The following is a 21,913-nucleotide window of genomic DNA, read 5'->3' on the forward strand; positions in this document are numbered from 1 at the left end:
TGCCGTTTGTGAATGTGCTGGTAATTGGCCGCGGTGGCCGCGAGCATGCGATTTGCATGAAACTAAAGGAAAGCAGACTAGTTGAGACCGTTTATTGCGCACCTGGCAGTGAAGGCATTGGAAATTCAGCTGAGACCGTTAATATCCAGGAAAATGAGCAGGACAAACTTATTGAGTTTGCTAAAAAAAATAATGTGGAATTAACGATTATCGGCCCGGAGGTTCCTTTGCTGGAAGGCCTCGCCGATCGTTTCTCCGCAGAAGGTCTCCGTGTTTTTGGTCCGAGCCGTGAGGCAGCCTTGATAGAAGGAAGCAAAGGATTTGCAAAGGATTTAATGAAACGTTATAGAATACCAACGGCGGATTACCGCACCTTCGCTGATTACGAAGAGGCGGCTGAATATATTAGAGTAAAGGGCGTTCCCATTGTCATAAAAGCAGATGGCGTGGCGGCTGGAAAAGGTGTATGTGTTGCTTTTACATTGGAAGAAGCTTTGGATAGTCTGGCAGAGATGATGCTGGATAAAAGATTTGGTTCTTCTGCGGATAAGGTTGTAATTGAAGAGTTTTTACAGGGAGAAGAGTTTTCCTTTATGGCTTTCATCAATGGAGAAACCGTTATCCCATTGCAAATAGCTCAGGATCATAAACGTGCATATGATAATGATTTGGGACCAAATACTGGTGGAATGGGTGCTTATTCACCAGTACCTCAAATTGGTGAAGAAACCATTGCAGAAGCTCTGGAAACTATTTTATTACCAGCCGCTGCCGCCATGGTAAAGGAAGGGAAAAGCTTTTGCGGAGTCCTTTTTGCAGGCCTGATAAAAACAGAGCACGGACCAAAAGTGATTGAATTTAATGCGCGATTTGGTGATCCTGAAACACAGGTAGTTCTCCCCAGAATGAAGTCCGATCTCGCAGAAATAATTCTTGATATTTTGGAAGGGAAAGTTCCTGAGATTGAGTGGCATGAAGAAGCAATGGTTGGCGTTGTTCTGGCATCTGGGGGTTATCCTGAAGCCTATGAAAATGGAAAAATCATTAATGGGTTGAACTCTCTTCATGAAAGCACTTATCTTTTCCATGCAGGGACCAAAGCTGGTAAGGGACATTGGATTACTAACGGAGGCCGCATCCTTCTCGTTGGATCCAAAGGAAACACAATTGCCAAGGCACAAGAAAAGGTATACGGAGAAATGAAGAAAATTATCTGTTCTGAAGCATTTTATCGTAAAGATATTGCAAACCGTGCTATTGGTGTTACCCTTAATTAAAAATACATAAATATCGAGAACTCTGTCCCTTTCAGGACAGAGTTTTTTGATTTACCTGCCAATGTTTCTTTGACATTAAATTGAGTTTAAAAAAAGGGAAATGTGATGTTACTAGATCACTTTAACATCACTTTGATTTTTAAAAAGAGAAAATGTGAAGTTACCAGATCACATTAACATCACTTTGATCTAAAAAAAGAGAAAATGTGAAGTTACCAGATCACATTAACATCACTTTGGTCCCAAAATAGAGAACATGTGATTTTACTAGCCCCCATGTACGCCATTATGATTCTAACAAAGAAAAAGTGAAGCTGAAAAATGCTCCTATCAACACCGAAATGGAAAAGTTCCCCTTAAATTAAATCAGAGGAAAACCTCTCCAATAAAAATAAGCTTTCCTGTGTTGTACCACTGTAAATCTGGAGGTTACTGCGCCTACTATTAGTATGGTTAATGCTGAATAGAGAAAGCTTTTTAATCCCAGTATGTTATATCCCAATAAAGCTACAAATCCATCAAGAAGAAATATCATAAGACCGATATTGATGGGAGAAGACTTAGATATTATATAAGCTAATAAATCGGTTCCTCCCGTACTTGCCTCATATCGGAGCATCAGTCCAATTCCCAATCCGATGATAGAGCCTCCCAAAACTGAACTCAATAAAATAGGAAGCATAAAAAAGTGCTGCAAGGGTGCCAATGAATCAATAAAAGTGGAGGAAACTATAAGACCCAGCAGGCTGGTATAGAGTAAATGGCGACTTACAAACCATGCAAATATACATAGGGGTAAGCTAAGCAAAATCATACATAGTCCAACCTGGATACTGTATTGGTAATGAATAATTAGGGCAAGTCCAACAATGCCGCCATCCAATAAATGGTGAGGGACTAAAAAGCCATTGATACCTGTTCCAATTAATAGACTTCCAAGGAATACAGTGACGATTTTTATAAGGATGGTAATCACCTAGCTTTCATTTAACAAATGCAAATTAACGTTTATTGACTAGAATAATAGAAATTCCAAAAAGCAGAGAAATGAAGGTGACGATCCAGGTAATATTAAAGGCTAAGCCAATATCCAGATTCATTAATGATTTATTATTTATTCTTTCACAATAAAGAGCATAGATAAGGGGAATGGAACCGATAAGTACTAAAAGATTAAATGATACCTTTTTAAGTGGTGATCTGGAATTGAACTGGTTAAATAAGAATGAAAATGAAGTATATAAAAGCCCAAGGGATACAACAATTTTAACAATCAGCACCTCATACATCTCTCCTTTAAAATCTCCATTTACTTTAAAGCTTGTTTCTTTTATAAATATTTCCAGCTGCCCAAAAATATTCGTTGAATAAAAGAATAGGAGAAACGATTCATTTTTTTGATTGAATCACACAATAAGACTAATTTATATAATTTTAAAAATTTAATAATCAATTGACTTTACAACTAATTATCATAATTTGGTTTGTGAGGTAAAAAATGGGGGTAATATTTCTCAGTGTAATGTATAGAGCATGGAGTCGCTTTTTTAAGTGTTATTATCTGAAAATTTTAAATACACTAAACAGTAGACGCAAAATGGGAGAGGGAAAATTTATGATTGTCTTTGATAATGTTAATAAATACTTTGGTCATTTTCACGTTTTAAAAGATATTAACCTTACCATTAATCAGGGGGAAGTTGTAGTCATTATTGGCCCTTCGGGTTCAGGGAAAAGCACCCTGCTTAGGTGCATTAATAGACTCGAGGCTATTTCTTCTGGATCTCTAACCGTTAATGGCGTCCCTATTCATGATAAAACAACTGATATTAATAAGCTAAGGCGTGGTATTGGGATGGTCTTTCAGCATTTTTATCTATACCCCCATAAAACGGTCCTGGAAAATATCACACTTGCCCCGATAAAGGTTCTTGGGAAATCTGAAAATGAAGCAATAAAAACAGCAGAGTTTTACCTTGAAAAAGTAGGAATACAGGATAAGGCGAATGCCTATCCCGCCCAGCTCTCCGGTGGGCAGCAGCAAAGGGTGGCTATTGCCAGGGGGCTTGCTATGGAGCCAGAGATTATGCTATTCGATGAGCCAACCTCAGCATTGGATCCTGAGATGATTGGTGAAGTTCTGGATGTTATGAAAAAGCTGGCCAATGAAGGGATGACAATGGCTGTTGTTACCCATGAAATGGGATTCGCCAAAGAAGTAGCAGATAGGATTGTATTTATGGATGAAGGAAGAATTCTGGAAGAGGCAATACCGGCCGAGTTTTATGTAAATCCCCGTGAAGAACGGGCCCGCATATTCCTTAGCCGTATTTTAAATCATTAAACTGTTATAGGGAGGAAAAGGAATGAAGCGTTTTTTGAAATTGACCCTAATTTCTATTTTAGCGGTTATGATGCTGGGTGCATGCGGAAAAGAGAAGGTGGGGGGAGGGGCAAAAAATGTAGATGCCAAAATTAAGAAACAAGATAAAATCATCTTTGGTGTTAAGAATGATACCCGCTTATTTGGTTATAAGAATCCTAGTACAGGAAAAGTGGAAGGCTTTGATATTGACCTTGCCCATGCCCTTGCTAAAGAAATGCTGGGTGATGAGAATAAAGTAGAGTTTAAAGAGGTTACCTCAAAAACGAGAATACCGATGCTGAATAATGGAGAGGTAGATGCGGTTATAGCAACTATGACCATTTCTGAGGAAAGAAAAAAGGAAGTAGACTTTACTGATGTTTATTTTCAGGCAGGACAATCGCTGCTTGTTAAAAAAGGCAGCAATATTAAGGGCATTGAAGATTTAAAGAAAGGGACCAAGGCTTTGGCGGTAAAAGGGTCCACCTCAGCTATTAATATCAGGGAAAAAGCACCTGAAACACAAGTCCTTGAGTTCGAAAATTATGGCGAAGCATTTACAGCTTTAAAATCCGGCAAAGGAGACGCATTAACTACAGATGATGCAATCCTTTATGGAATGGCGGATGAGGATCCGGATTATGAATTGGTGGGTGGCACATTTACCGAGGAACCATACGGAATAGCAGTAAAGAAAGGAAATACAGCCTTAGTTGATAAGCTTAACAAAGCACTAAAGGCAGTAAAAGATTCGGGCAAATATGAGGAGATAAAGAGTAAATGGATTAAGCATTAAATAGGTTTAGAAGTAATCATAAGTCAACTGAACTTCGTAACTACAGGGTGGGTTCAGCCCATCCTGATTAGCTTAGCTAATCAGAATTTAATCCATAATTCTAACGCGCGACGAACATCATGTCCTAGTCAGGCGAATGGCACAGGACAAGAAAGGTTTCGTTATCTTTGCTTCACACGAAAAAAAAGCATAGCCTTTTCGAGGATGTACCGTTCTGAGCGTGATAAGAAAAACTAGGGCATCCGCCAAAAAGATTTGGAGCAGGCCAAGTTTTTTTAAAGGAGTGAGGCAATGGATTTTTCAATCTTAACAGATAATTTTGGCCTTTATTTGGAGGGTTTTAAGAATACTATTATTGCGAGTGTGATTGCCCTTGTTTCCAGTTTTTTTCTTGGTGTTATAGTCGCGGTCATGAGAATATCCCCGGTTAAAGTTCTAAATTGGCTTGGTACCGGCTATGTAGAATTTTTCCGGAACATACCAGTGCTTATTATTACGTTCTTCTTTTATTTTGGATTAGCTTCTATCGGTATAGAACTTGACGGATTAAAAGCAGGAACAACGGCATTGTCGATTTACACATCAGCCTTTATAGCAGAGGCTATCCGAGCTGGGATTATGTCTGTTCCAAAGGGGCAGATGGAGGCGGCCCGGTCATCTGGCTTAAGCTATAACCAGTCCATGAGGCTGATTATATTGCCACAGGCCATAAAAATAGTCATCCCATCGCTTGGCAATCAGTTTATAAATCTGGTTAAAAACTCTTCTATTTTAGGAGTTGTTGCAGGCCTGGACCTGATGTATCAGGCTGACCTAATATCAGCCCGTGCGTTTGTAACCTTCGATGTTTACTTGTTTGTTGCCATGTTTTATTTAGTTTTAACTATTCCTTTGAGTCTCGGCGTACATTATCTTGAAAAGCGCCTCGCAAGGAGCCATTAAGGGAGGGATTGTAATGGATTTTGCCGGCGCATATTCTGCAGGGCATCTTAAGTTTTTATTAAAGGGCTTTGGTGTTACACTCGAGGTTGCTATTATTTCAATTATCCTAAGTTTTATCATCGGCGGGGCTATAGCAACTGTAAGATATTCTAGGATAACTTTTATTTCATCGCTGCTTGCAGTTATTGTAGAAACAATACGGAACCTGCCGCTGCTGTTAATTATATTTTTCACCTATTTTGCATTACCGGAAATTGGGCTGAAGATGCCCATCACAGCAGCAGCAATAACGGCATTGACATTATTTGAATCTGCCATGCTCGCTGAAATTATTCGGGGAGGGCTTAATTCTATAGACAAGGGTCAAATTGAAGCGGCCCGTTCCTCAGGATTAAATTTTATTCAAACCCTTAGATATATCATTCTTCCCCAGGCACTGCGAAGAATGGTGCCCCCAATTGTAAGCCAGTTTATTTCTCTCTTAAAAGATACCTCCCTTGCAGTCGTTATTGCCTTGCCAGAATTAACACATAATGCCCAGATTATTTATGGCCAAAAAAACAGCTATGTAATCCCGATGTTAATCATGCTTGCCTTAATGTATTTTATAGTAAATTTTGGTCTATCCCAAATAGCTCGGAGGCTAGAATTAAAGAGAGTTTAAAAACCTGACTCGTCAAATGGGTCAGGTTTTTTATGTGTTAAATAGTCTCTGAGATCCAAACCTGTTTTTGAAGCCTCTTAGTTAACAGCTGCCTGCTCCGGAAATGATGGGGGTACCCATAAATGTACTCGGCAATTCTTCTTCAGGTCATTAAAAATAAAAGGTTAATTGGAAGTTTCCGGTGAATACCTTAGAAAAGAAAAGGAGGGAAAGTGTCATGAATATTAAGAGTCTGGATCATTTTGTTTTAACTGTAAAGGATGTTGAAAAAACCTGTACCTTTTATTCCTCCATTATGGGAATGGAAATTATTACATTCGGTGATAACCGAAAGGCTCTTAAATTTGGAAATCAAAAGATTAATCTTCATCTCTGGGGAAATGAATTTGAACCGAAGGCAAATAAGCCGACTCCAGGTTCTGCTGATTTATGTTTCATTTGTGGAACTCCCATTGATCAGATTTTAAAAGAAATAAAAGACCAGAAGATTATAATTGAAGAAGGACCGAATGAACGAACTGGAGCTCTGGGGAAAATAACTTCTATATATTTTAGAGATCCAGATTTAAATCTTATAGAAGTCTCCAACTACATTAAAGAAAAATGAAATTCCGATCTGACGGAATTTTTCCGGAAAACCGGACTGATTAGTTGGTTTTTCCGGAAAACCGGATTTTATGTCTGGAAAGAGAATTTTAATTAAAGGGAAATATATTCATTTTTTTGACAATTAAAAGATACAAAATTTTTGGCACGAATCTTGCAAATAAACTAGTGTAAGCAGTAAGAAAGGAGGAAGGCTTGAGAGATTTGTAAACGCTTACTATCCTGTTAGAGTTAAAGAACGATTAAGGGGGATTTAAATGGATTTAATTGTAATTTTATTGGCATTAGGACTATTAATGTTTGTGGCGTATCGCGGGTTTTCTGTTATTTTGTTTGCTCCACTATGCGCACTTTTTGCTGTTTTATTAACACAGCCAGGTTACGTTCTGCCATTCTTTTCTGGTGTATTCATGGTTAAGATGGTCGGCTTTATTCAATCTTATTTTCCTGTATTTTTATTAGGTGCAATCTTTGGTAAGGTAGTTGAGATGTCAGGACTTGCGGAATCAATTGCTAAAACAATCGTAAAAGCAATTGGTGCAAAGAGAGCCGTTTTGGCTATCGTTCTTTTGGGAGCCATCTTGACTTATAGTGGCGTAAGTTTATTCGTTGTTGTATTTGCTGTTTATCCTTTCGCTGCACACTTGTTTAGAGAAGCAAATATCCCAAAACGACTTATTCCAGGAACTATTGCATTAGGTGCCTTTACCTTTACAATGGATGCATTGCCGGGCACTCCGCAAATTCAAAACGTAATACCGATTGCTTTCTTTAAAACGGATATATATGCAGCTCCTGTATTGGGTATTTTAGGAGGAGCTTTTGTCTTTTTAATTGGTTATTTATATTTGGAATCAAGACGCAAGAAGGCAGAAAAAGCTGGAGAAGGCTATTTTGGTTTTGGAACTGAAACTGCGGCGGCTGCAGACGGCCAGGCAGCTTTGCAGAAAGGGGAGTCTGTTCCTGACTTTTCGACCCAGCAATCACTTGGCAAACAAATCATGGCCTTTGTTCCACTAATACTAGTAGGTGTTATGAATAAAGTATTTGTAACCTATATTCCAAAATGGTACCCTAATGGCTTTGATTTCTCAGCAATCGGATTAAAAACCTATGCTGTTGATGTACCAGCAGTTGCTGCAATCTGGGCAGTAGAGTTGGCGTTAGTAGTAGGTATTTTTGCTACTATGGCATATGATTGGAAACGGGTAAAAGCTAATTTCAAAGAAGGTCTTAATTTAAGTATCGGAGGCGCACTCCTTGCAACTATGAACACAGGATCAGAATATGGTTTTGGAGGAGTTATTGCCTCACTTCCTGGTTTTAAAACGGTTAGTGATGGAATTTCCGGAACTTTTTCTGACCCGTTAGTGAATGGTGCTGTTACTACAACTACTTTGGCAGGTATTACAGGCTCTGCTTCAGGCGGTATGGGTATTGCATTAAGCGCAATGTCTGAAAAATATAATCAGGCAATCCAAGCAGCCAATATTCCTCCAGAGGTTATGCACCGGGTTATCTCTATGGCATCAGGTGGTATGGACTCACTTCCGCACAATGGTGCTGTTATCACGTTACTTGCGGTAACTGGTCTGACACACAGACAATCTTATAAAGATATTTTTGCCATAACGGTTATTAAAACAGTTTCTGTTTTCTTCATTATCGCTCTGTATTCATTGTTTGGAATTGTGTAACCACAGACTAACAGTGAGGTTACAATCACTGGCAGTCGGTTAGCAAATCTAAATATTGATTAAGAGAGGAAGAAGAAGAATGGGGAATTTGCTAGAAGGAAAAGTAGCTTTTATTACCGGTTCCGGAAGTGGAATTGGCCTTGAAGTAGCTAAGTCATTTGCAAATGAAGGCGCAAAGGTGGTTATTTCTGATTTAAATAAAGAAAGCAGTGACAAAGCAGCAGAGGAATTAAAAGAGCAGGGATATGATGCTCTTTCTGCTCCTTGTGATGTAACGGACGAAGCGGAGTTTAATGCGAGTCTGGAACATGCTCATCAAACATATGGAAGATTGGATATTTTGATCAATAATGCAGGACTTCAGTATGTGTCACCAATTGAGGATTTCCCGACTGAAAAATTTAAATTATTGATTAATGTCATGCTTACTGCTCCTTTCATTGGAATAAAAACTGTTTTTCCCATCATGAAGAAGCAGGGGTATGGAAGAATTATAAACATGGCATCCATTAACGGCCTTATTGGATTTGCCGGAAAATCTGCTTACAATAGTGCCAAACACGGTGTTATTGGTTTGACTAAAGTTGCCGCTCTTGAAGGAGCAGAGCATGGGGTAACGGTAAACGCCCTTTGCCCAGGTTATGTGGATACACCGCTCGTAAGGAACCAAATGAAAGACCTTGCGGCAACTAGGAATGTAGCCCTTGAAAGTGTTTTAGAGGAAGTCCTTTATCCGCTGATTCCACAAAAGAGGCTCTTATCTGTTAATGAAATTGCTGATTATGCTGTTTTTCTATCCAGTGATAAAGCCCGCGGAGTAACCGGTCAGGCTGTTGTTTTAGACGGAGGATACACGGTCCAGTAACCTAATAAACGAAAGGATCCCGATTAATGGGGTCCTTTTATTTTTCGAAGATTGAAAATTTTATCGGATTATCCCATAGACCTCTGATATAATGGTAATAATTTGAACGAGTAAAGGGGATATTTGCTATGAAATTAGGTATCGACCATATCCCATATGAATGGATAGAACAAATTATTAGTCTCTCAGCTGAAAGAATTGTGGTTGTTGACCGTGATGGAGTTATCCGTTACATCAGCGATTCCTATTGTGATTTCCTTGGTACAACTGTTGAATATGCAACAGGGCGTTATGTGGGGGAAATTATTGAAAACACTAGGATGCATATCGTTGCGCGCACTGGACAGGCAGAATTAGCTTCAGTTCAGCCGATTAATGGAAGCGAAATGATTGCAAACCGATACCCTTTGATTGTTGACGGAGAGCTTGTCGGTGCTTTCGGGACTGTTATGTTTCGTACTCCAGATGAATGGCGGGATTATAACAGGAAAATTCAGCCTCTTATCCAGGAGCTTAAATTTTATAAGACCAAATTCGAGAATGAGCTGAAAAGTAAGTATAGTTTCGATGATATTATCGGAAATAGCCCATCCTTTATGGCTGTAAAGCAGTTTGCCGAGAGAATTTCTGTAAGCCAGTCAGGTGTTTTGCTATTAGGAGAATCTGGAACTGGAAAGGAACTCTTTGCACATGCTATCCACAATAACAGTACACGGGCTGCATTTCCTTTTGTGCCGATCAATTGTGCGTCGATTCCCGATCATTTATTGGAATCGGAATTATTTGGCTATGAAGAAGGTGCATTTACAGGAGCTAAGAGGGGCGGAAAAAAAGGACAATTACAGGTGGCTAACTATGGAACTATTTTTCTTGATGAAATCGGTGATATGCCGCTGGCCATGCAGAGCAAGCTTTTAAGAGTCCTGCAGGAGAAGGAAATTCAGAGAATTGGCAGTCAAAAAACAATACCCATTGATGTGCGGGTTATTGCAGCGACACACCGGGATTTAGAGAAAATGGTACTGGTGGGAGAGTTTCGCTCTGATTTATATTACCGGTTAAATGTTATAAAAATCGAGATTCCTTCCCTAAGGAGAAGAACAGAAGATATTGTTCCTATAGCTCTTAATCTTTTAAAAAAGCTTGAGAAAAAATTCAACCGCCAGGGAATCGAGCTTTCAAAAAAAGCCTCAGAAAGGCTTAAGCTTCATTCCTGGCCCGGTAATATACGTGAATTAGAAAACGTTCTTGAACGCGCGTTAAATGTCCTGGATGGAAAGATGATTGATCTTTTTCACCTGCCACTCTACCTTAGGGATATAGAGCCTGTAATGCAGGAAACAAGAATCCATATTGACTCAATCTGCCAGGAAAAAAGGGAAGAACTAAAATCTTTAAAAGAAGAAATTGCACTTGCTGAAAAGAATACCATACTGAGGGCAATTAATGCTTCCGGCGGAAATAAGGTGGAAGCTGCAAGACTTTTACAAATTAGTAAAACTACTCTCTATGATAAATGCAAATTGCATAATATTAAATAAATCAGCTGAAAACCTTCCTCTCGGGAGGTTTTTTTATTTTAGGTCAATCGGCGGGATAAAATCCGGAAGGGATTGGAAAGATAGGAGAGATAATGAAAATCCACTTAAAAAATAGGTGTTTCTATGATTACCTTATCATACTTTCTTACCTTTTCCTCTTTATGGGTCCTGACTGCTTTATTTGATTCTGCCCTATACCATTACTCTATTTGGGAGGGGCTGAAATATCTTCTTTTCAACGAGATTAGCATGGATATGGTTTATCTTATAAGCGGACTGCTTATTGGTCTCGCCTTTTGTATTGTGACGGATATCAGACTCTATCGGAATAAGAAAAAGGGTAATCAGGCAAAGGGGAATAAAAATTAATGCTTAAAGAAAATATTTCACTTACACAACTCGAAGCTTTGCTGCTTAATTTTCTTCTCGGGAGTGCAATCGTAATAGGGATTGGAACAGATGCAAAAAATGACGCGTGGATCGCTATTTTAATTGCAACTTTAATTGGTGGCGGCACTATCCTGTTTTATTGGTTTTTAATGAACCGTCTCCCGGGGAAAACACTTTATGAGCTGTTGGAGTTCTGTTTTGGAAGGAAGTTCGCAATTCTTCTTTCCCATGGATATATTGTTTACTTTTTGTACAATTCCGGCAGGGTTATAAGAGATTTTGGTGAATTAATGGCATCAGCCCTCATGCCTAATACCCCGATTGAAATCATTTCACTGACCATTTGCTTTGTTATTGGATATATTTTGTACCTTGGGTTGGAGGTTTTAGCCCGAACCTCGGAAATTTTCACCCCTTATTTATTTGGTTTTATATTTTTGTTAACCATTTTTCTGTTGGTAAGTGGGCAGATTGAAATGACAAGATTGCTTCCGGTTCTGGGAGAAGGATTTAAGCCTATTTTAAAATCTTTGTTCCCTGGTCTGCTGACATTTCCTTTTGGGGAGTTAATTGTTTTTACAGTTATCTTTTTAAATGTAACTGATACTAAAAAAGGACAAAAGGCATCGTTAATAGGAGTCGGGGTGGCATCGTTTCTCCTGATTTTTTCTTCAATATTAATGATTGTAACGCTTGGCGTGGATGGAATTCTTCGTTCTAATTTCCCTTTGCTAAGTACAGCAAGGGAGGTAGCCATCGGCAACTTTATAGAAAGAATTGATGCTATTGTTGTTTTTATTATGATGCTTGGGATTCTAGTAAAGGGCTCAGTTTTTTTATATGGGGCCTTAAAAGGATTGGAATATATATATAAGAAACCATTCCGCTACTTTTCCATTCCCTTTGCGATGCTCGTGGCATTTTATTCCGTATTAATATCTGTAAACTTTGCTGACCATCTTCAGGAAGGTTTAAAATTGGTCCCTTACTTTCTTCATTTACCATTCCAATTCGGAATCCCTGCTGTAATGCTGGTTATCCTTTTATGGAAGCAAAGGAAAGGTAAAAAAAATAAAACGGGGTGGAATTATGGCTCCAATCAGAAGGCTAAGAAAAACCCGGGCACTTAAAAAAATAGGAGAAATAAAAGAAGGCAAGGAAATAGTGAAGCAGGAACCATCCAACAGCTTGCTAAGCTTGAAGAAGACCTTATCAGGTGCGTTTGGTAAATCTTCTGATTTTCGGGTGATTGAGGGATTTATCAATGGACGGGCTGGTATTCTTTTTTATCTGGAAAGCATGATTAATCCGAAACAAATGATTAAAACCACGAGCAAATTGTTTGCCAGTAAAAAGGATGCACAACCCTTTAACACATTGGATGAGTTTCGTTCTTTTTCCAGAGAGATATTTGGAGGGGTTAGATGCAAATCTCTTAAGGATGACGAGTCTGTCTCACAAGCTATTCTGAATGGAAGCCTCGTTATTGTCATAGAAGGGCTCACAGAAATTGTTTCCTTCCATATGTTAAATACTGAAAAAAGAGCGTTAGCGGAACCTAGCACACAAACGGTAATAAGAGGGCCAAAAGACAGTTTTATTGAGGCTGTATCTACTAATATTAGCCTTATTAGAAGAAGAATTAAAAATCCAAAACTAACATTTGAAAAATTCACCATTGGTAAGGACACTCAAACCTCGGTTTTTATAGGCTACATGGACGGCATTGTAAATGAAAAAGTGTTAAAGGAATTAAAAGATAGATTAAATGGCATTGAAGTGAGTGCCATTTTTGATTCTGGAAATATTGAAGAGCTTATTACAGATAAAACCTTTACGTTTTTTCCATTGGCTCTAAACACCGAACGGCCAGATAGTGCTGCAGCGAATATAATGGATGGCAAAGTAGCCATTCTGGTGGATGGAAGCCCTTTTGCCCTTATGGTTCCCGCTGTGTTTGTAAACTTCTTCGAGATTTCTGAGGATTTTTATCAGCCATTATATTTAGGCTCATTCCTAAGGTTTATTCGTTATCTTTCCTTTATGATTGCCCTTATCACTCCTTCTGTTTATGTTGGAGTATTAACTTATCATCAGGAATTGCTTCCAACCAGCTTTTTGCTGAGTATCATTGCCCAGCGCGAAGGAGTCCCTTTTCCAGCCGTAGTTGAGGTGCTTTTAATGGAAATAACCTTCGAAATTCTTCGGGAGGCAGGCATACGAATGCCCAAAGCAGTAGGGCAAATGGTGTCCATTGTAGGAGCGCTGGTAATTGGTCAGGCTGCTGCAGAAGCAGGGATCATTTCAAATATCATGATTATTATTATGGCGATTACCGCTATTGCAAATTTTGTTGCTCCGGTATACAGTTTTTCCTCTGCTTCAAGGCTAATTCGATTCCTGCTTATTATTTCTGCAGCAATACTTGGTCTGTATGGCGTTTTCCTGATGCTTATTTTAATGGTGGCCCATCTCTGCTCACTGCGGTCTTTTGGGATACCCTACCTTTCTCCTTTGGCCCCTTTCATTTTGGAAGACCAGAAGGATGTCTTCATTCGCTTTCCATACTGGGCCATGAATAATAGACCAAAATACCTGGAATCGGAAAAAGCTATCAAGGCAAATCCAGTTGCAAGTCCTTCACCGCCTCCAATGAAGGGAGAATAGGATAATGTATAACCGAAAATGTGGACTTGCGGCCGCTTTTCTTTCTGTTTTTCTATTAACAGGCTGTTGGGACCAGCGCGAACTTTCAACAATATCAGTAGTTACAGGAATGGCAGTAGACAAGGGGGAAAAGGGAAAATATATTCTCACCATAGAAGCTGTTAATGCACAGGAACTGAATAACAGGACCGCTAGCGGGTTTGCCCCATCCACTGTCTACGGCTTGGAAGGAGACTCACTGGAAGGCTTGGCTCAAAAAATGAATGTTGCTTTTTCCAGGAATTTAATTTATTCGCATATGAAAACACTCATCATTAGTGAGAAGGTTGCGAAAAAGGGAATGCTTGATTTTCTTGACTTTTTGGAAAGAGACAGAGAGATACGGGATGATTTTAATATCCTTATTGCCAGAGGAGTTAAGGCATCAGACATTTTAAGAGTTACTTACCAATTTCAAAAATCATCCCCCCTTAAGCTGCACGCCCAGCTTGATTCGATGGTAAAAAATTGGGGCGGTGACCCTGACGTTCGTTTAAATGATATGATTGAAGCCCTGACTTCCACAGGACGTGAACCTGTAATGGCTGCTGTTACGATTAAGGGCAATCCCAAAAAAGGTAAGAGTATTGAGAATATGCAAAAGGTTACACCAGATGCCATTGTTACTCTTGATTCGATGGCCATTTTTAAAGCTCAAAAATTAAAAGGATTTTTAAATCTAAATGATACAAGAAATTATATATGGATAGAGGATAAATTAAGGCGTACCTCCTTAACCGTTCCATGTAAAAAAAATCACTATTTTGATGCAAGGGTATATGATAACGGTACTAAAGTAGAGGGCTATCTGGATAATGGCAAAGCAAGGATTACTGTCAGAGTTAGGACTGAAGCGTATCTTAACGGGACCCAATGTGCTGCAGATTTGGTTAAGGTTGAAGTATATAAGAAATATGAAGACCTATTGGAAAAGACAATAAAAAAGAATTTGCTGAACACTATTACTAAGGTACAGAAACAGTATGGTCTTGATATTTTTGGATTTGGGGAAAAAGTAAGACAGCAGGACTATCAAGACTATAAAAAGGTAGAAAATAATTGGGAATACTATTTTAAAAATGCTGAAATTAATGTCAATGTCACTGCGAGATTAAGAAGGTCAGGCATTCGCACAAAAAGCTATTTAACAAATATAAAAAAATAATAAATCCAAGAATTCCTTATTAACAGAAACTAAAAGAAAAAGGGCCTTATGCCCTTTTTCTTTTAGTTATTGCTACATTCTTCCTGGGGTTTTTTAGGGTCTCGTTCTGGCTCTATATCCTGATTTTGCTGGTTCTTTAAATTTTGTTCCACTGAATTATTTTGATTATCGTTTTGTTTTTGTTCCATGATATCTGCCTCCTTGAAGTTGTAATTACATACCTGTTTTGTATTTTTTATCACTTGAAGAAGTATGCTTAGACACATGTTCTTCTTTTTCTTCAATTTGTTCTTCCCTTAAATCCTCCATAGGAATGGGATCAACATTTTGTTCACTTTCAAATTTATCAAATAGACTTTCTTTATCTGTGGGATATTGCTCTGGACTGTCCATGTCTTTTGGAGGATTGGCCATATATCGTTCTTTTTTGTCTTTTTCCATTTGAATATCACCTCACTAGTTTTTATATACCCGCCATCTTTTCAAAAAAACAAAAATAATAGGATTCCGGCCAATTTTGAACATGGATAAATTTTACAGTATTCTTAGATAAAGATTTAAGAGGAAGAAAGCCATATGAGACAGCAGTTAAAATGCAAAATGTAGCCTTCACTGAAATGGCAGGTTCAAACAAAGAACTCAACATTCAAGCAGATGAATAGGATGCTTATTTGAAAGCTTGGAAGACGACCGGGTGAGGAGTACAATTAATCTTCCTTATTGAAAATTCAATAAATTGTAAGCTCTACTAAAGCTAACTTGAAAAAAGAGATCTTATAAATAAAACGGCAGCTGTCTTACAGACAGCTGCCGTTTTACATGATAAGAAATTACAGCAAATCTGGAAAGTCGCTGATAATTCCATCGGCGTTTAGTAGGTTCATTTTGATCGCTTCCCGCTTATTATTTATGTTCCATACGAGCATTTTCATTCCAAGACTATGGATAATATCAGCAAGATACCGATTGACCATAGTAATCTTAGGATTTACATACGAAGCATATTGGGATATTTCCATTAGCTCAGTTTCAGTAATTCCACGGACAGAATTTTTTATCAAAACACCGACTGGAATAGAAGGGCACAAAGAATGAAAATGCTGAATGGCTTGGCGGTCAAAGGATTGGACGATAAACCTGCATCTATCGGTAGTATACCCTTTGAACTGTTCAGAAAGTACTTCTATTATACCGGGATATTGATAGGGTTTTTTTATTTCGATTAACAGACCGGCTTTGCCACTGTATCTTTCTAAAACATCCTGAAGCTCAGGGATGCTTTCACCAGCAAACCTGGAATGAAACCAGCTGCCGGCATCCAAATTTTTTAATTCGTTCATTGTAAAGTCGGAAATCTTACCCTTGGCGTTAGTGGTTCGATTCACGGTACTATCATGAATAACCGCAAGCTTTCCATCCTTCGTCAAATTGATATCCAATTCAAGGAACTCTGCTCCTAGCTCAATTGCATGATCAAATGAAGCTATGGTATTCTCCGGGCAATAACCAGCAGAGCCTCTGTGGCCAATTTTAAAAAAAGGGGGTACTGGAAATTTTAATTTTCCCTTTTTATAGCTTCCTCTTGAAAAAGAACTTAAAAAGATAGATCCGTATCTTTTATTTCTCCCCACTATCAGCACTCCGATCATTGTAAAAATGGATATTGTTTCGTTCCACACCCGGCAAGACTATTTTAGTGAATAATAAAGGCGAAATATTAAATTGTCAAAAACTTAGCATTCCACCGTTTAAAAAGATATAATAAACACATGTTTGCTGCACTCTGTTTGGAGGCGGAATAGCTTTATAGGAGAGAAATATTATGTGGAAAAAATGGATTATTATACTGGCGGCCGTGGCGGGGGTTATCTTTTTTATTCCGTATAGTCTTCCGTTAATTTTTGCTTTTTTAACAGCGATTTTGCTGGAAGGGCTAGTTAGTTATTATCAGCGTAAGTTAAATTTGAGCAGAGTTAAATCCGTACTCGCTTCCTTTTTTACCTATTTACTGGGTATCACCGTTATCGGATATAATTTGTTTTTGCTGCTTTTTCAGCAGGCCCTCAGGCTTTCTGAGAAAACACCAACGTATGTAAAGGATCTTTATTCTACCGGGATAAAACCTTTAATAAAAAAATGGGAGTCTTATTCTAAAACACTTCCGCCCGATGCAATAGATTCTGTTGAAAAGTCAATAAATAATGCGATTAATTCTCTTGATTCCTTCTTACAGGCAACCGTTCAGTTCTTAATTCACTTTTTAACTGGCATTCCCGGATTTTTGATTGAACTTCTTGTATATATGATCGCTCTTTTTCTTTTCAGTCTTGAATTGCCGAATATAAAAGAAAAAGTGAAAGCCCATCTTACTCCTCAGACAAAGGAAAAGCTGTCCATTGTCATTAACCAGCTTACAATGGCTGGGGTAGGATTGATCAAGACACACATCTTTTTAAGCCTTCTCACTTTCATTTTGGCATTGCTAGGTTTGGCGATTCTAGGAGTTAAATATGCTGCCTTGATTGCATTATTAATAGTAATCGTCGATATTCTTCCCATTCTTGGGACAGGCTCAGTACTCGTTCCATGGGCAATTATTTCTCTTCTTCAGGGTCAGAAATTTTTAGGAATTGGTCTAATCATTCTCTTTTTGGTCATAACTATTGTCAGAAGGATTATCGAGCCAAAAATGTATGCAACCAACCTTGGCATTTCACCGTTATCTGCCCTAATCAGTTTTTATATAGGCTTTAAGTTGCTTGGATTTATTGGTTTGTTTGCAGGTCCAGCCATTGTCATTTTGATCGAGGCATTAATCAAGGTAAACATCATACGATTCAACTTTAAGCTGTAACCGAACGCTCCCTAACCGGGGAGCGTTTTTTTAGTCTGTGCATTTCTTGTCTTTACAATCTTAAGGACGGTGAGAATTTACACTTTTAAGTTTTTAAACCCTATAGATCGATGCATTTCACATATCTCACATGAGGGAAAACAAATTAAAAAAACTAACGAATTGGGCGTTTTCACTATTTTATATATCCGGCAATAGCACATTTTCTTTAACCTGAATAGGATATATAGACTTCAAATAAGGAGGTAATGAAAATGTCTGGTGGCGCTTTCGGCTACGGCGGCGGATTTGCCCTTTTGGTGGTACTGTTTATTCTTTTAATTATCATTGGTGCTTCTTGGGGCTGCGGCGGTTGGTATTAAAAAATAAAAGGAGGTAAATAAATATGTATGGTTATGGATGGGGCGGCGGCGGATGCTGCGGCGGTTATGGTTATGGCGGTGGCTTTGGCTACGGTGGCGGATTTGCCTTAATCGTAGTACTGTTTATTCTATTAATTATTGTTGGCGCAGCTTGCTTTAGATGGTAATTGGGTAATGGAAAGAGGCAGGGATGTATATACCCTGCCTTTTTTATCTTTAAACAGATTTTACCTAATATTGATAAAAATGTAATCTTTGTTTAAAGCTTTTAAAAAATTTGTAGGTTTATTGGTTTATTTGTCATTTCGCCGGGTATTTAAATATAGTCAAATAGATAATTACATTTTTAGGGAGGAACCCGGAAACATGAAAAGGGGATTAGCTTTATTTATTTCAATTTTCTTTATTATCAGCCTACTGGCTGGTTGTTCTTCAGGGGAACAAGCAAATCAAGCCGAGGCAAAAACTAAAGACGGAAAAACCGTCGTTAATTTCTGGTCTTTCTGGGGCTCAGAAACTCGCCGGCCAATTATTGATAAAATCGTGAAGGATTTCAATAATTCGCAGGACAAAATTGTAGTAAAACATACTTTCTTGCCTTGGGGGGATATCTGGACAAAGAATTTGGCATCTGTTGCTGCAGGAAATCCTGCTGATGTAGTTATTAATGACATCAATACTGTTGCACAGCGTGCAAAAAACAACCAGGCAGAAGATTTAAGTAAATATGTAGATGATTCGTTCAAGAATGAATTCTATCCGCACTTATGGCAAACCGTTCTTTATAAGGACAAGCCTTATGGAGTACCTTTTAATACTGATACAAGATTACTCTTCTATAATAAAACAGCCTTTAAAGAGGCCGGGCTAGATCCTAATAAGCCGCCACAAACTTGGGCTGAGCTTGAGGAATACGCTAAAAAGCTGGACAAGAAAAACGGTAATCGGTATGAACGAATTGGTTTTTATCCGTTATGGGGAAGTATTGGTGCTTCATCTTGGATGGCAAGTGCTGATGGCGGAAAAGGCTTTATTGATAATGGTAAGTTAAACATTAATACACCGCAAAAAGTAAAGGCTTTAAAATGGCTTCAGGGCTGGAAAGAACGTTTAGGAGATAAAACCGTTCAATCCTTCCAGGCAGATTTCGGAAGCCAGCAGGCTAATCCATTTATTGCTGGCAAAGTAGCAATGTGGGCTGATGTCGGTACATTCTATACTCAAATTCGTGATTATGGTAAAAACATGGACTTTGGTGTAGCTCAAATCCCTGCTTATAATGATCAAAGTAAACATTGGGCGGATGGCGGCGGCTTCGTAGCGGAAGTACCTAAGGGTTCAAAGCATCCAAAAGAAGCTATGGAGTTTATTAAGTACCTGACAGGTGAAAAAGCTCAAAAATACTGGGCTTTAAAAAACTATGACAATGTTGCAAACAAAAAGGGAGCAGAAGCTGCTGCCAATGAACTTTCTAGACAAGCGAAGGATATCTATAAGATGTCAGTGGACAATTTGAAAGTAACAAACCTTTATCCTACGCCAGTTGAATATCCGGATTATCAAAATCGAATTAATCCATATATAGACAACGTTATGCTTGGGAAAGTCTCACCAGAAAAGGCCTTAAAACAAGCGGAAGAAGACGTTAAAAAAATGAAAAAGTAAGTTAAAGAGAGAAGGTTTTGCCTTCTCTCTTTACTTAAAGTTCTAAGAAAGGGGAAAAGGGGAATGAAACCTTCTCAATCAGTACATGTACTCGAAGATAAATACATCGAAAAAACTTCCACAGCAGCAGATACCCCTACCATTGCCAAAAAAGGCCTATCCAAGAAAACGAGAGAAAACATATGGGGTTATCTATTTATTAGCCCATGGATAATCGGGTTCCTTGGATTAACGCTTGGACCTTTGCTCTTTTCACTAGCAGCGAGCTTTACAGATTATAACATTACCTCAACTATGAATTTTATTGGGCTTGATAACTATAAGCAGATGTTTACTGTAGATACACTTTTTTGGACTTCCTTATGGAACACTTTATATTATGTGATTTTTTCTGTTCCTCTTACAACAGCAGGAGCAATCCTTCTCGCTGTTCTTTTAAATCAAAAAGTGTACGGCATGAAAATATTCCGTACGATCTATTATTTGCCTGCGGTTTTATCCGGTGTTGCCGTGTACTTTTTATGGATGCAGCTTTTAAGTCCGTCGGCTGGTCTGGTAAATACGTTTTTGGGCTGGTTTGGAATTGATGGCCCGGCATGGCTTTTTGATCCTAAATGGACAAAACCTGCCTTACTGTTGATGAAAATGTGGAGTGTTGGCGGAGGTATGCTTTTGTATCTGGCCAGCCTTCAGGGTGTTTCACAGCAAATGTATGAAGCAGCAGAGATTGAAGGAGCGACTGCCTTTCAAAAGTTCCGCTATATTACCCTTCCAATGATCTCGCCAGTTATCTTTTTTGATTTGGTAACCAGTACGATTGGGGCATTTCAAATTTTCCAGGAAGCTTATGTAATGACGGAAAACGGAAGCGGCGGCCCGTCAAATTCCCTGCTTTTCTATAATCTTCATATGTGGAACAATGCTTTTAAAAACTTCAACATGGGATATGCCTCTGCAATGGCATGGCTCCTGTTTATTATTGTGATGGCCCTGACGGTCTTTAATATGAAATTCGGAAAAAAATGGGTTCATTATGAGGGAGGAGACAAAAAATGAGTCAGTATGTCTCACCAAAATTCTATCAAACGAGAAGTTTCAAAAAAAAATCAAAAAGCCTTTTGATTACACTTTTATTGGCGGCAGGCAGTATTATTATTCTTTCGCCATTATGGTGGATGATTTCAACATCTTTAAAGACCCCGGCAGAAATAGCTCAATTTCCACCATCTTTTATGCCGGTTAAATTCCAATTCTCAAATTATCTAAAAGCATGGCAAACCGCCCCCTTTACAAGATGGACCTTAAATACATTATTTATTGCCACTTGCGGTACATTGGGAAGCGTGTTTATTAATTCAATTGTAGCGTATGCTTTTGCTAAAATTAATTTTAAAGGGCGCAATGTATTGTTTACAATTGTATTATCGACCATGCTTATACCTGGATTTGTAACCATGGTTCCACAATATATATTATTTTCAAAGCTTGGCTGGATTAACACCTATCTTCCATTAATTGTTCCTGCATTTTTTGGAAGTGCATTTTTTATATTTTTACTTAGACAGTTTATGATGTCTATTCCAAATGAATTGATGGAAGCGGCAGTACTTGATGGCGCAAACCATTGGAAGATTTGGTGGCATATTATGCTGCCTTTAACAAAGCCAGCTTTAATTACAGTAGCTATTTTTTCCTTTACCGGTGCTTGGAATGATGTACTTGGACCGCTGTTATACATTAATGATGAAAAGCTTTATACCCTGCAAATTGGTCTCCAGACCTTCAAAGGAACTGTTCAGACTCAATGGCATTATCTAATGGCTATGTCAGTCATGGTTCTTATTCCGATTGTTTTAATCTTCTTCTTTTTCCAGCGTTATTTTATCGAAGGATCCAATATTTCATCAGGAACAAAGGGCTAAATACACCCTATATTGGCTGCCAATTGGCAGCCAAATTTTTATTATAAGCATGTGTTAAAACTTAGTGTTGATTCAGCAAAATATGGATGTTAACGA

General features: G+C 38.4%; 24 protein-coding genes. 19 read left to right on the plus strand and 5 right to left on the minus strand.

Annotated features, from left to right (window positions below; translation table 11 throughout):
- Positions 1-8: 8 nt before the first annotated feature.
- On the plus strand, positions 9-1,277 hold the full coding sequence (purD, locus tag G8761_RS02630) for a phosphoribosylamine--glycine ligase (protein WP_166023390.1): 1,269 nt from the start codon (positions 9-11) through the stop codon (positions 1,275-1,277).
- 361 nt (positions 1,278-1,638) lie between these two features.
- Here purD and G8761_RS02635 read toward each other — a convergent pair whose 3' ends face one another.
- Together G8761_RS02635 and G8761_RS02640 are read right to left on the minus strand one after the other, a co-directional pair.
- Positions 1,639-2,253: a YitT family protein gene (locus G8761_RS02635; RefSeq protein WP_166023392.1), complete on the minus strand. Its 615-nt coding sequence runs from the start codon at positions 2,251-2,253 to the stop codon at positions 1,639-1,641.
- Between the two features lie 25 nt (positions 2,254-2,278).
- The gene (locus tag G8761_RS02640) at positions 2,279-2,557 is read right to left on the minus strand and encodes a hypothetical protein (RefSeq protein WP_166023394.1); all 279 of its coding nucleotides are present in this window, start codon (positions 2,555-2,557) and stop codon (positions 2,279-2,281) included.
- A gap of 335 nt (positions 2,558-2,892) precedes the next feature.
- Between G8761_RS02640 and G8761_RS02645 the strand changes: the two genes are divergently transcribed.
- The 12 genes from G8761_RS02645 (at position 2,893) to G8761_RS02700 (ending at position 15,014) form a co-directional block, all read left to right on the plus strand.
- A complete protein-coding gene (locus tag G8761_RS02645; protein WP_166023396.1) occupies positions 2,893-3,621 on the plus strand; it encodes an amino acid ABC transporter ATP-binding protein in 729 nt (242 codons plus the stop codon).
- Between the two features lie 22 nt (positions 3,622-3,643).
- The gene (locus G8761_RS02650; RefSeq protein ID WP_166023398.1) at positions 3,644-4,438 is read left to right on the plus strand and encodes a transporter substrate-binding domain-containing protein; all 795 of its coding nucleotides are present in this window, start codon (positions 3,644-3,646) and stop codon (positions 4,436-4,438) included.
- A gap of 291 nt (positions 4,439-4,729) precedes the next feature.
- Positions 4,730-5,380 (plus strand): amino acid ABC transporter permease, encoded by a 651-nt coding sequence (locus tag G8761_RS02655; protein ID WP_166023399.1) that lies wholly within the window; start codon positions 4,730-4,732, stop codon positions 5,378-5,380.
- Positions 5,381-5,393: 13 nt separating this feature from the next.
- Positions 5,394-6,044 (plus strand): amino acid ABC transporter permease, encoded by a 651-nt coding sequence (locus tag G8761_RS02660; protein WP_166023401.1) that lies wholly within the window; start codon positions 5,394-5,396, stop codon positions 6,042-6,044.
- Positions 6,045-6,261: 217 nt separating this feature from the next.
- Positions 6,262-6,651, plus strand: a complete 390-nt coding sequence (locus G8761_RS02665; RefSeq protein WP_166023403.1) for a VOC family protein — start codon at positions 6,262-6,264, stop codon at positions 6,649-6,651.
- A 256-nt stretch (positions 6,652-6,907) separates the two neighbouring features.
- Complete coding sequence (locus tag G8761_RS02670) at positions 6,908-8,347, plus strand: GntP family permease (protein ID WP_166023405.1); 1,440 nt, start codon at positions 6,908-6,910, stop codon at positions 8,345-8,347.
- A gap of 79 nt (positions 8,348-8,426) precedes the next feature.
- Entirely contained in the window at positions 8,427-9,212 is a 786-nt protein-coding gene (locus tag G8761_RS02675) for a 3-hydroxybutyrate dehydrogenase (protein ID WP_166023407.1), read from the plus strand.
- Positions 9,213-9,340: 128 nt separating this feature from the next.
- Positions 9,341-10,753, plus strand: coding sequence for a sigma-54 interaction domain-containing protein (locus G8761_RS02680; RefSeq protein WP_166023409.1), 1,413 nt, complete (start codon positions 9,341-9,343; stop codon positions 10,751-10,753).
- Positions 10,754-10,876: 123 nt separating this feature from the next.
- Positions 10,877-11,122, plus strand: coding sequence for a hypothetical protein (locus G8761_RS02685; RefSeq protein WP_166023411.1), 246 nt, complete (start codon positions 10,877-10,879; stop codon positions 11,120-11,122).
- Positions 11,122-12,273, plus strand: a complete 1,152-nt coding sequence (locus tag G8761_RS02690) for a GerAB/ArcD/ProY family transporter (RefSeq protein WP_166023413.1) — start codon at positions 11,122-11,124, stop codon at positions 12,271-12,273. Before G8761_RS02685 ends, G8761_RS02690 begins: the two co-directional genes overlap by 1 nt.
- The gene (locus G8761_RS02695) at positions 12,233-13,810 is read left to right on the plus strand and encodes a spore germination protein (RefSeq protein ID WP_166023415.1); all 1,578 of its coding nucleotides are present in this window, start codon (positions 12,233-12,235) and stop codon (positions 13,808-13,810) included. The genes G8761_RS02690 and G8761_RS02695 overlap by 41 nt, the downstream gene beginning before the upstream one ends.
- Positions 13,811-13,814: 4 nt before the next feature.
- Entirely contained in the window at positions 13,815-15,014 is a 1,200-nt protein-coding gene (locus tag G8761_RS02700; RefSeq protein ID WP_166023417.1) for a Ger(x)C family spore germination protein, read from the plus strand.
- 62 nt (positions 15,015-15,076) lie between these two features.
- Here G8761_RS02700 and G8761_RS02705 read toward each other — a convergent pair whose 3' ends face one another.
- The 3 genes from G8761_RS02705 to G8761_RS02715 form a co-directional block, all read right to left on the minus strand.
- Entirely contained in the window at positions 15,077-15,202 is a 126-nt protein-coding gene (locus G8761_RS02705) for a 3-methyladenine DNA glycosylase (RefSeq protein ID WP_166023419.1), read from the minus strand.
- Between the two features lie 25 nt (positions 15,203-15,227).
- Positions 15,228-15,455 (minus strand): hypothetical protein, encoded by a 228-nt coding sequence (locus G8761_RS02710; RefSeq protein ID WP_166023421.1) that lies wholly within the window; start codon positions 15,453-15,455, stop codon positions 15,228-15,230.
- 389 nt (positions 15,456-15,844) lie between these two features.
- Positions 15,845-16,645, minus strand: a complete 801-nt coding sequence (locus tag G8761_RS02715) for a glycerophosphodiester phosphodiesterase family protein (RefSeq protein WP_166023423.1) — start codon at positions 16,643-16,645, stop codon at positions 15,845-15,847.
- 191 nt (positions 16,646-16,836) lie between these two features.
- Between G8761_RS02715 and ytvI the strand changes: the two genes are divergently transcribed.
- From ytvI to G8761_RS02745, 6 genes are all read left to right on the plus strand, one after another.
- On the plus strand, positions 16,837-17,868 hold the full coding sequence (gene ytvI, locus G8761_RS02720; protein ID WP_166023425.1) for a sporulation integral membrane protein YtvI: 1,032 nt from the start codon (positions 16,837-16,839) through the stop codon (positions 17,866-17,868).
- Positions 17,869-18,122: 254 nt separating this feature from the next.
- On the plus strand, positions 18,123-18,230 hold the full coding sequence (locus G8761_RS02725) for a YjcZ family sporulation protein (RefSeq protein ID WP_166023427.1): 108 nt from the start codon (positions 18,123-18,125) through the stop codon (positions 18,228-18,230).
- A 23-nt stretch (positions 18,231-18,253) separates the two neighbouring features.
- Positions 18,254-18,397: a YjcZ family sporulation protein gene (locus tag G8761_RS02730; RefSeq protein ID WP_166023429.1), complete on the plus strand. Its 144-nt coding sequence runs from the start codon at positions 18,254-18,256 to the stop codon at positions 18,395-18,397.
- A gap of 199 nt (positions 18,398-18,596) precedes the next feature.
- Positions 18,597-19,895, plus strand: coding sequence for an ABC transporter substrate-binding protein (locus tag G8761_RS02735; protein ID WP_166023431.1), 1,299 nt, complete (start codon positions 18,597-18,599; stop codon positions 19,893-19,895).
- 63 nt (positions 19,896-19,958) lie between these two features.
- Positions 19,959-20,951 carry a carbohydrate ABC transporter permease gene (locus G8761_RS02740; RefSeq protein WP_166023433.1) on the plus strand — a complete coding sequence of 331 codons (993 nt, stop codon included), beginning with the start codon at positions 19,959-19,961 and terminating at the stop codon, positions 20,949-20,951.
- On the plus strand, positions 20,948-21,817 hold the full coding sequence (locus G8761_RS02745) for a carbohydrate ABC transporter permease (RefSeq protein WP_166023435.1): 870 nt from the start codon (positions 20,948-20,950) through the stop codon (positions 21,815-21,817). Before G8761_RS02740 ends, G8761_RS02745 begins: the two co-directional genes overlap by 4 nt.
- Positions 21,818-21,913: the final 96 nt, after the last annotated feature.

It is taken from the genome of Neobacillus terrae (assembly GCF_011393025.1).
GTDB classification, from domain to species: domain Bacteria; phylum Bacillota; class Bacilli; order Bacillales; family Cytobacillaceae; genus Neobacillus_A; species Neobacillus_A terrae.

Bases quoted from the DNA above. Each gene is read 5' to 3' on its own strand.
- G8761_RS02675 (WP_166023407.1), top strand. From the start codon at position 8,427: ATGGGGAATTTGCTAGAAGGAAAAGTAGCTTTTATTACCGGTTCCGGA.
- G8761_RS02740 (WP_166023433.1), top strand. From the start codon at position 19,959: ATGAAACCTTCTCAATCAGTACATGTACTCGAAGATAAATACATCGAA.
- G8761_RS02645 (WP_166023396.1), top strand. From the start codon at position 2,893: ATGATTGTCTTTGATAATGTTAATAAATACTTTGGTCATTTTCACGTT.
- G8761_RS02710 (WP_166023421.1), bottom strand. From the start codon at position 15,455: ATGGAAAAAGACAAAAAAGAACGATATATGGCCAATCCTCCAAAAGAC.
- G8761_RS02695 (WP_166023415.1), top strand. From the start codon at position 12,233: ATGGCTCCAATCAGAAGGCTAAGAAAAACCCGGGCACTTAAAAAAATA.
- G8761_RS02690 (WP_166023413.1), top strand. From the start codon at position 11,122: ATGCTTAAAGAAAATATTTCACTTACACAACTCGAAGCTTTGCTGCTT.
- ytvI (WP_166023425.1), top strand. From the start codon at position 16,837: ATGTGGAAAAAATGGATTATTATACTGGCGGCCGTGGCGGGGGTTATC.
- G8761_RS02735 (WP_166023431.1), top strand. From the start codon at position 18,597: ATGAAAAGGGGATTAGCTTTATTTATTTCAATTTTCTTTATTATCAGC.
- G8761_RS02655 (WP_166023399.1), top strand. From the start codon at position 4,730: ATGGATTTTTCAATCTTAACAGATAATTTTGGCCTTTATTTGGAGGGT.
- G8761_RS02725 (WP_166023427.1), top strand. From the start codon at position 18,123: ATGTCTGGTGGCGCTTTCGGCTACGGCGGCGGATTTGCCCTTTTGGTG.
- G8761_RS02700 (WP_166023417.1), top strand. From the start codon at position 13,815: ATGTATAACCGAAAATGTGGACTTGCGGCCGCTTTTCTTTCTGTTTTT.
- G8761_RS02730 (WP_166023429.1), top strand. From the start codon at position 18,254: ATGTATGGTTATGGATGGGGCGGCGGCGGATGCTGCGGCGGTTATGGT.
- G8761_RS02705 (WP_166023419.1), bottom strand. From the start codon at position 15,202: ATGGAACAAAAACAAAACGATAATCAAAATAATTCAGTGGAACAAAAT.
- G8761_RS02680 (WP_166023409.1), top strand. From the start codon at position 9,341: ATGAAATTAGGTATCGACCATATCCCATATGAATGGATAGAACAAATT.
- G8761_RS02660 (WP_166023401.1), top strand. From the start codon at position 5,394: ATGGATTTTGCCGGCGCATATTCTGCAGGGCATCTTAAGTTTTTATTA.
- G8761_RS02685 (WP_166023411.1), top strand. From the start codon at position 10,877: ATGATTACCTTATCATACTTTCTTACCTTTTCCTCTTTATGGGTCCTG.
- G8761_RS02745 (WP_166023435.1), top strand. From the start codon at position 20,948: ATGAGTCAGTATGTCTCACCAAAATTCTATCAAACGAGAAGTTTCAAA.
- G8761_RS02670 (WP_166023405.1), top strand. From the start codon at position 6,908: ATGGATTTAATTGTAATTTTATTGGCATTAGGACTATTAATGTTTGTG.
- G8761_RS02665 (WP_166023403.1), top strand. From the start codon at position 6,262: ATGAATATTAAGAGTCTGGATCATTTTGTTTTAACTGTAAAGGATGTT.
- G8761_RS02650 (WP_166023398.1), top strand. From the start codon at position 3,644: ATGAAGCGTTTTTTGAAATTGACCCTAATTTCTATTTTAGCGGTTATG.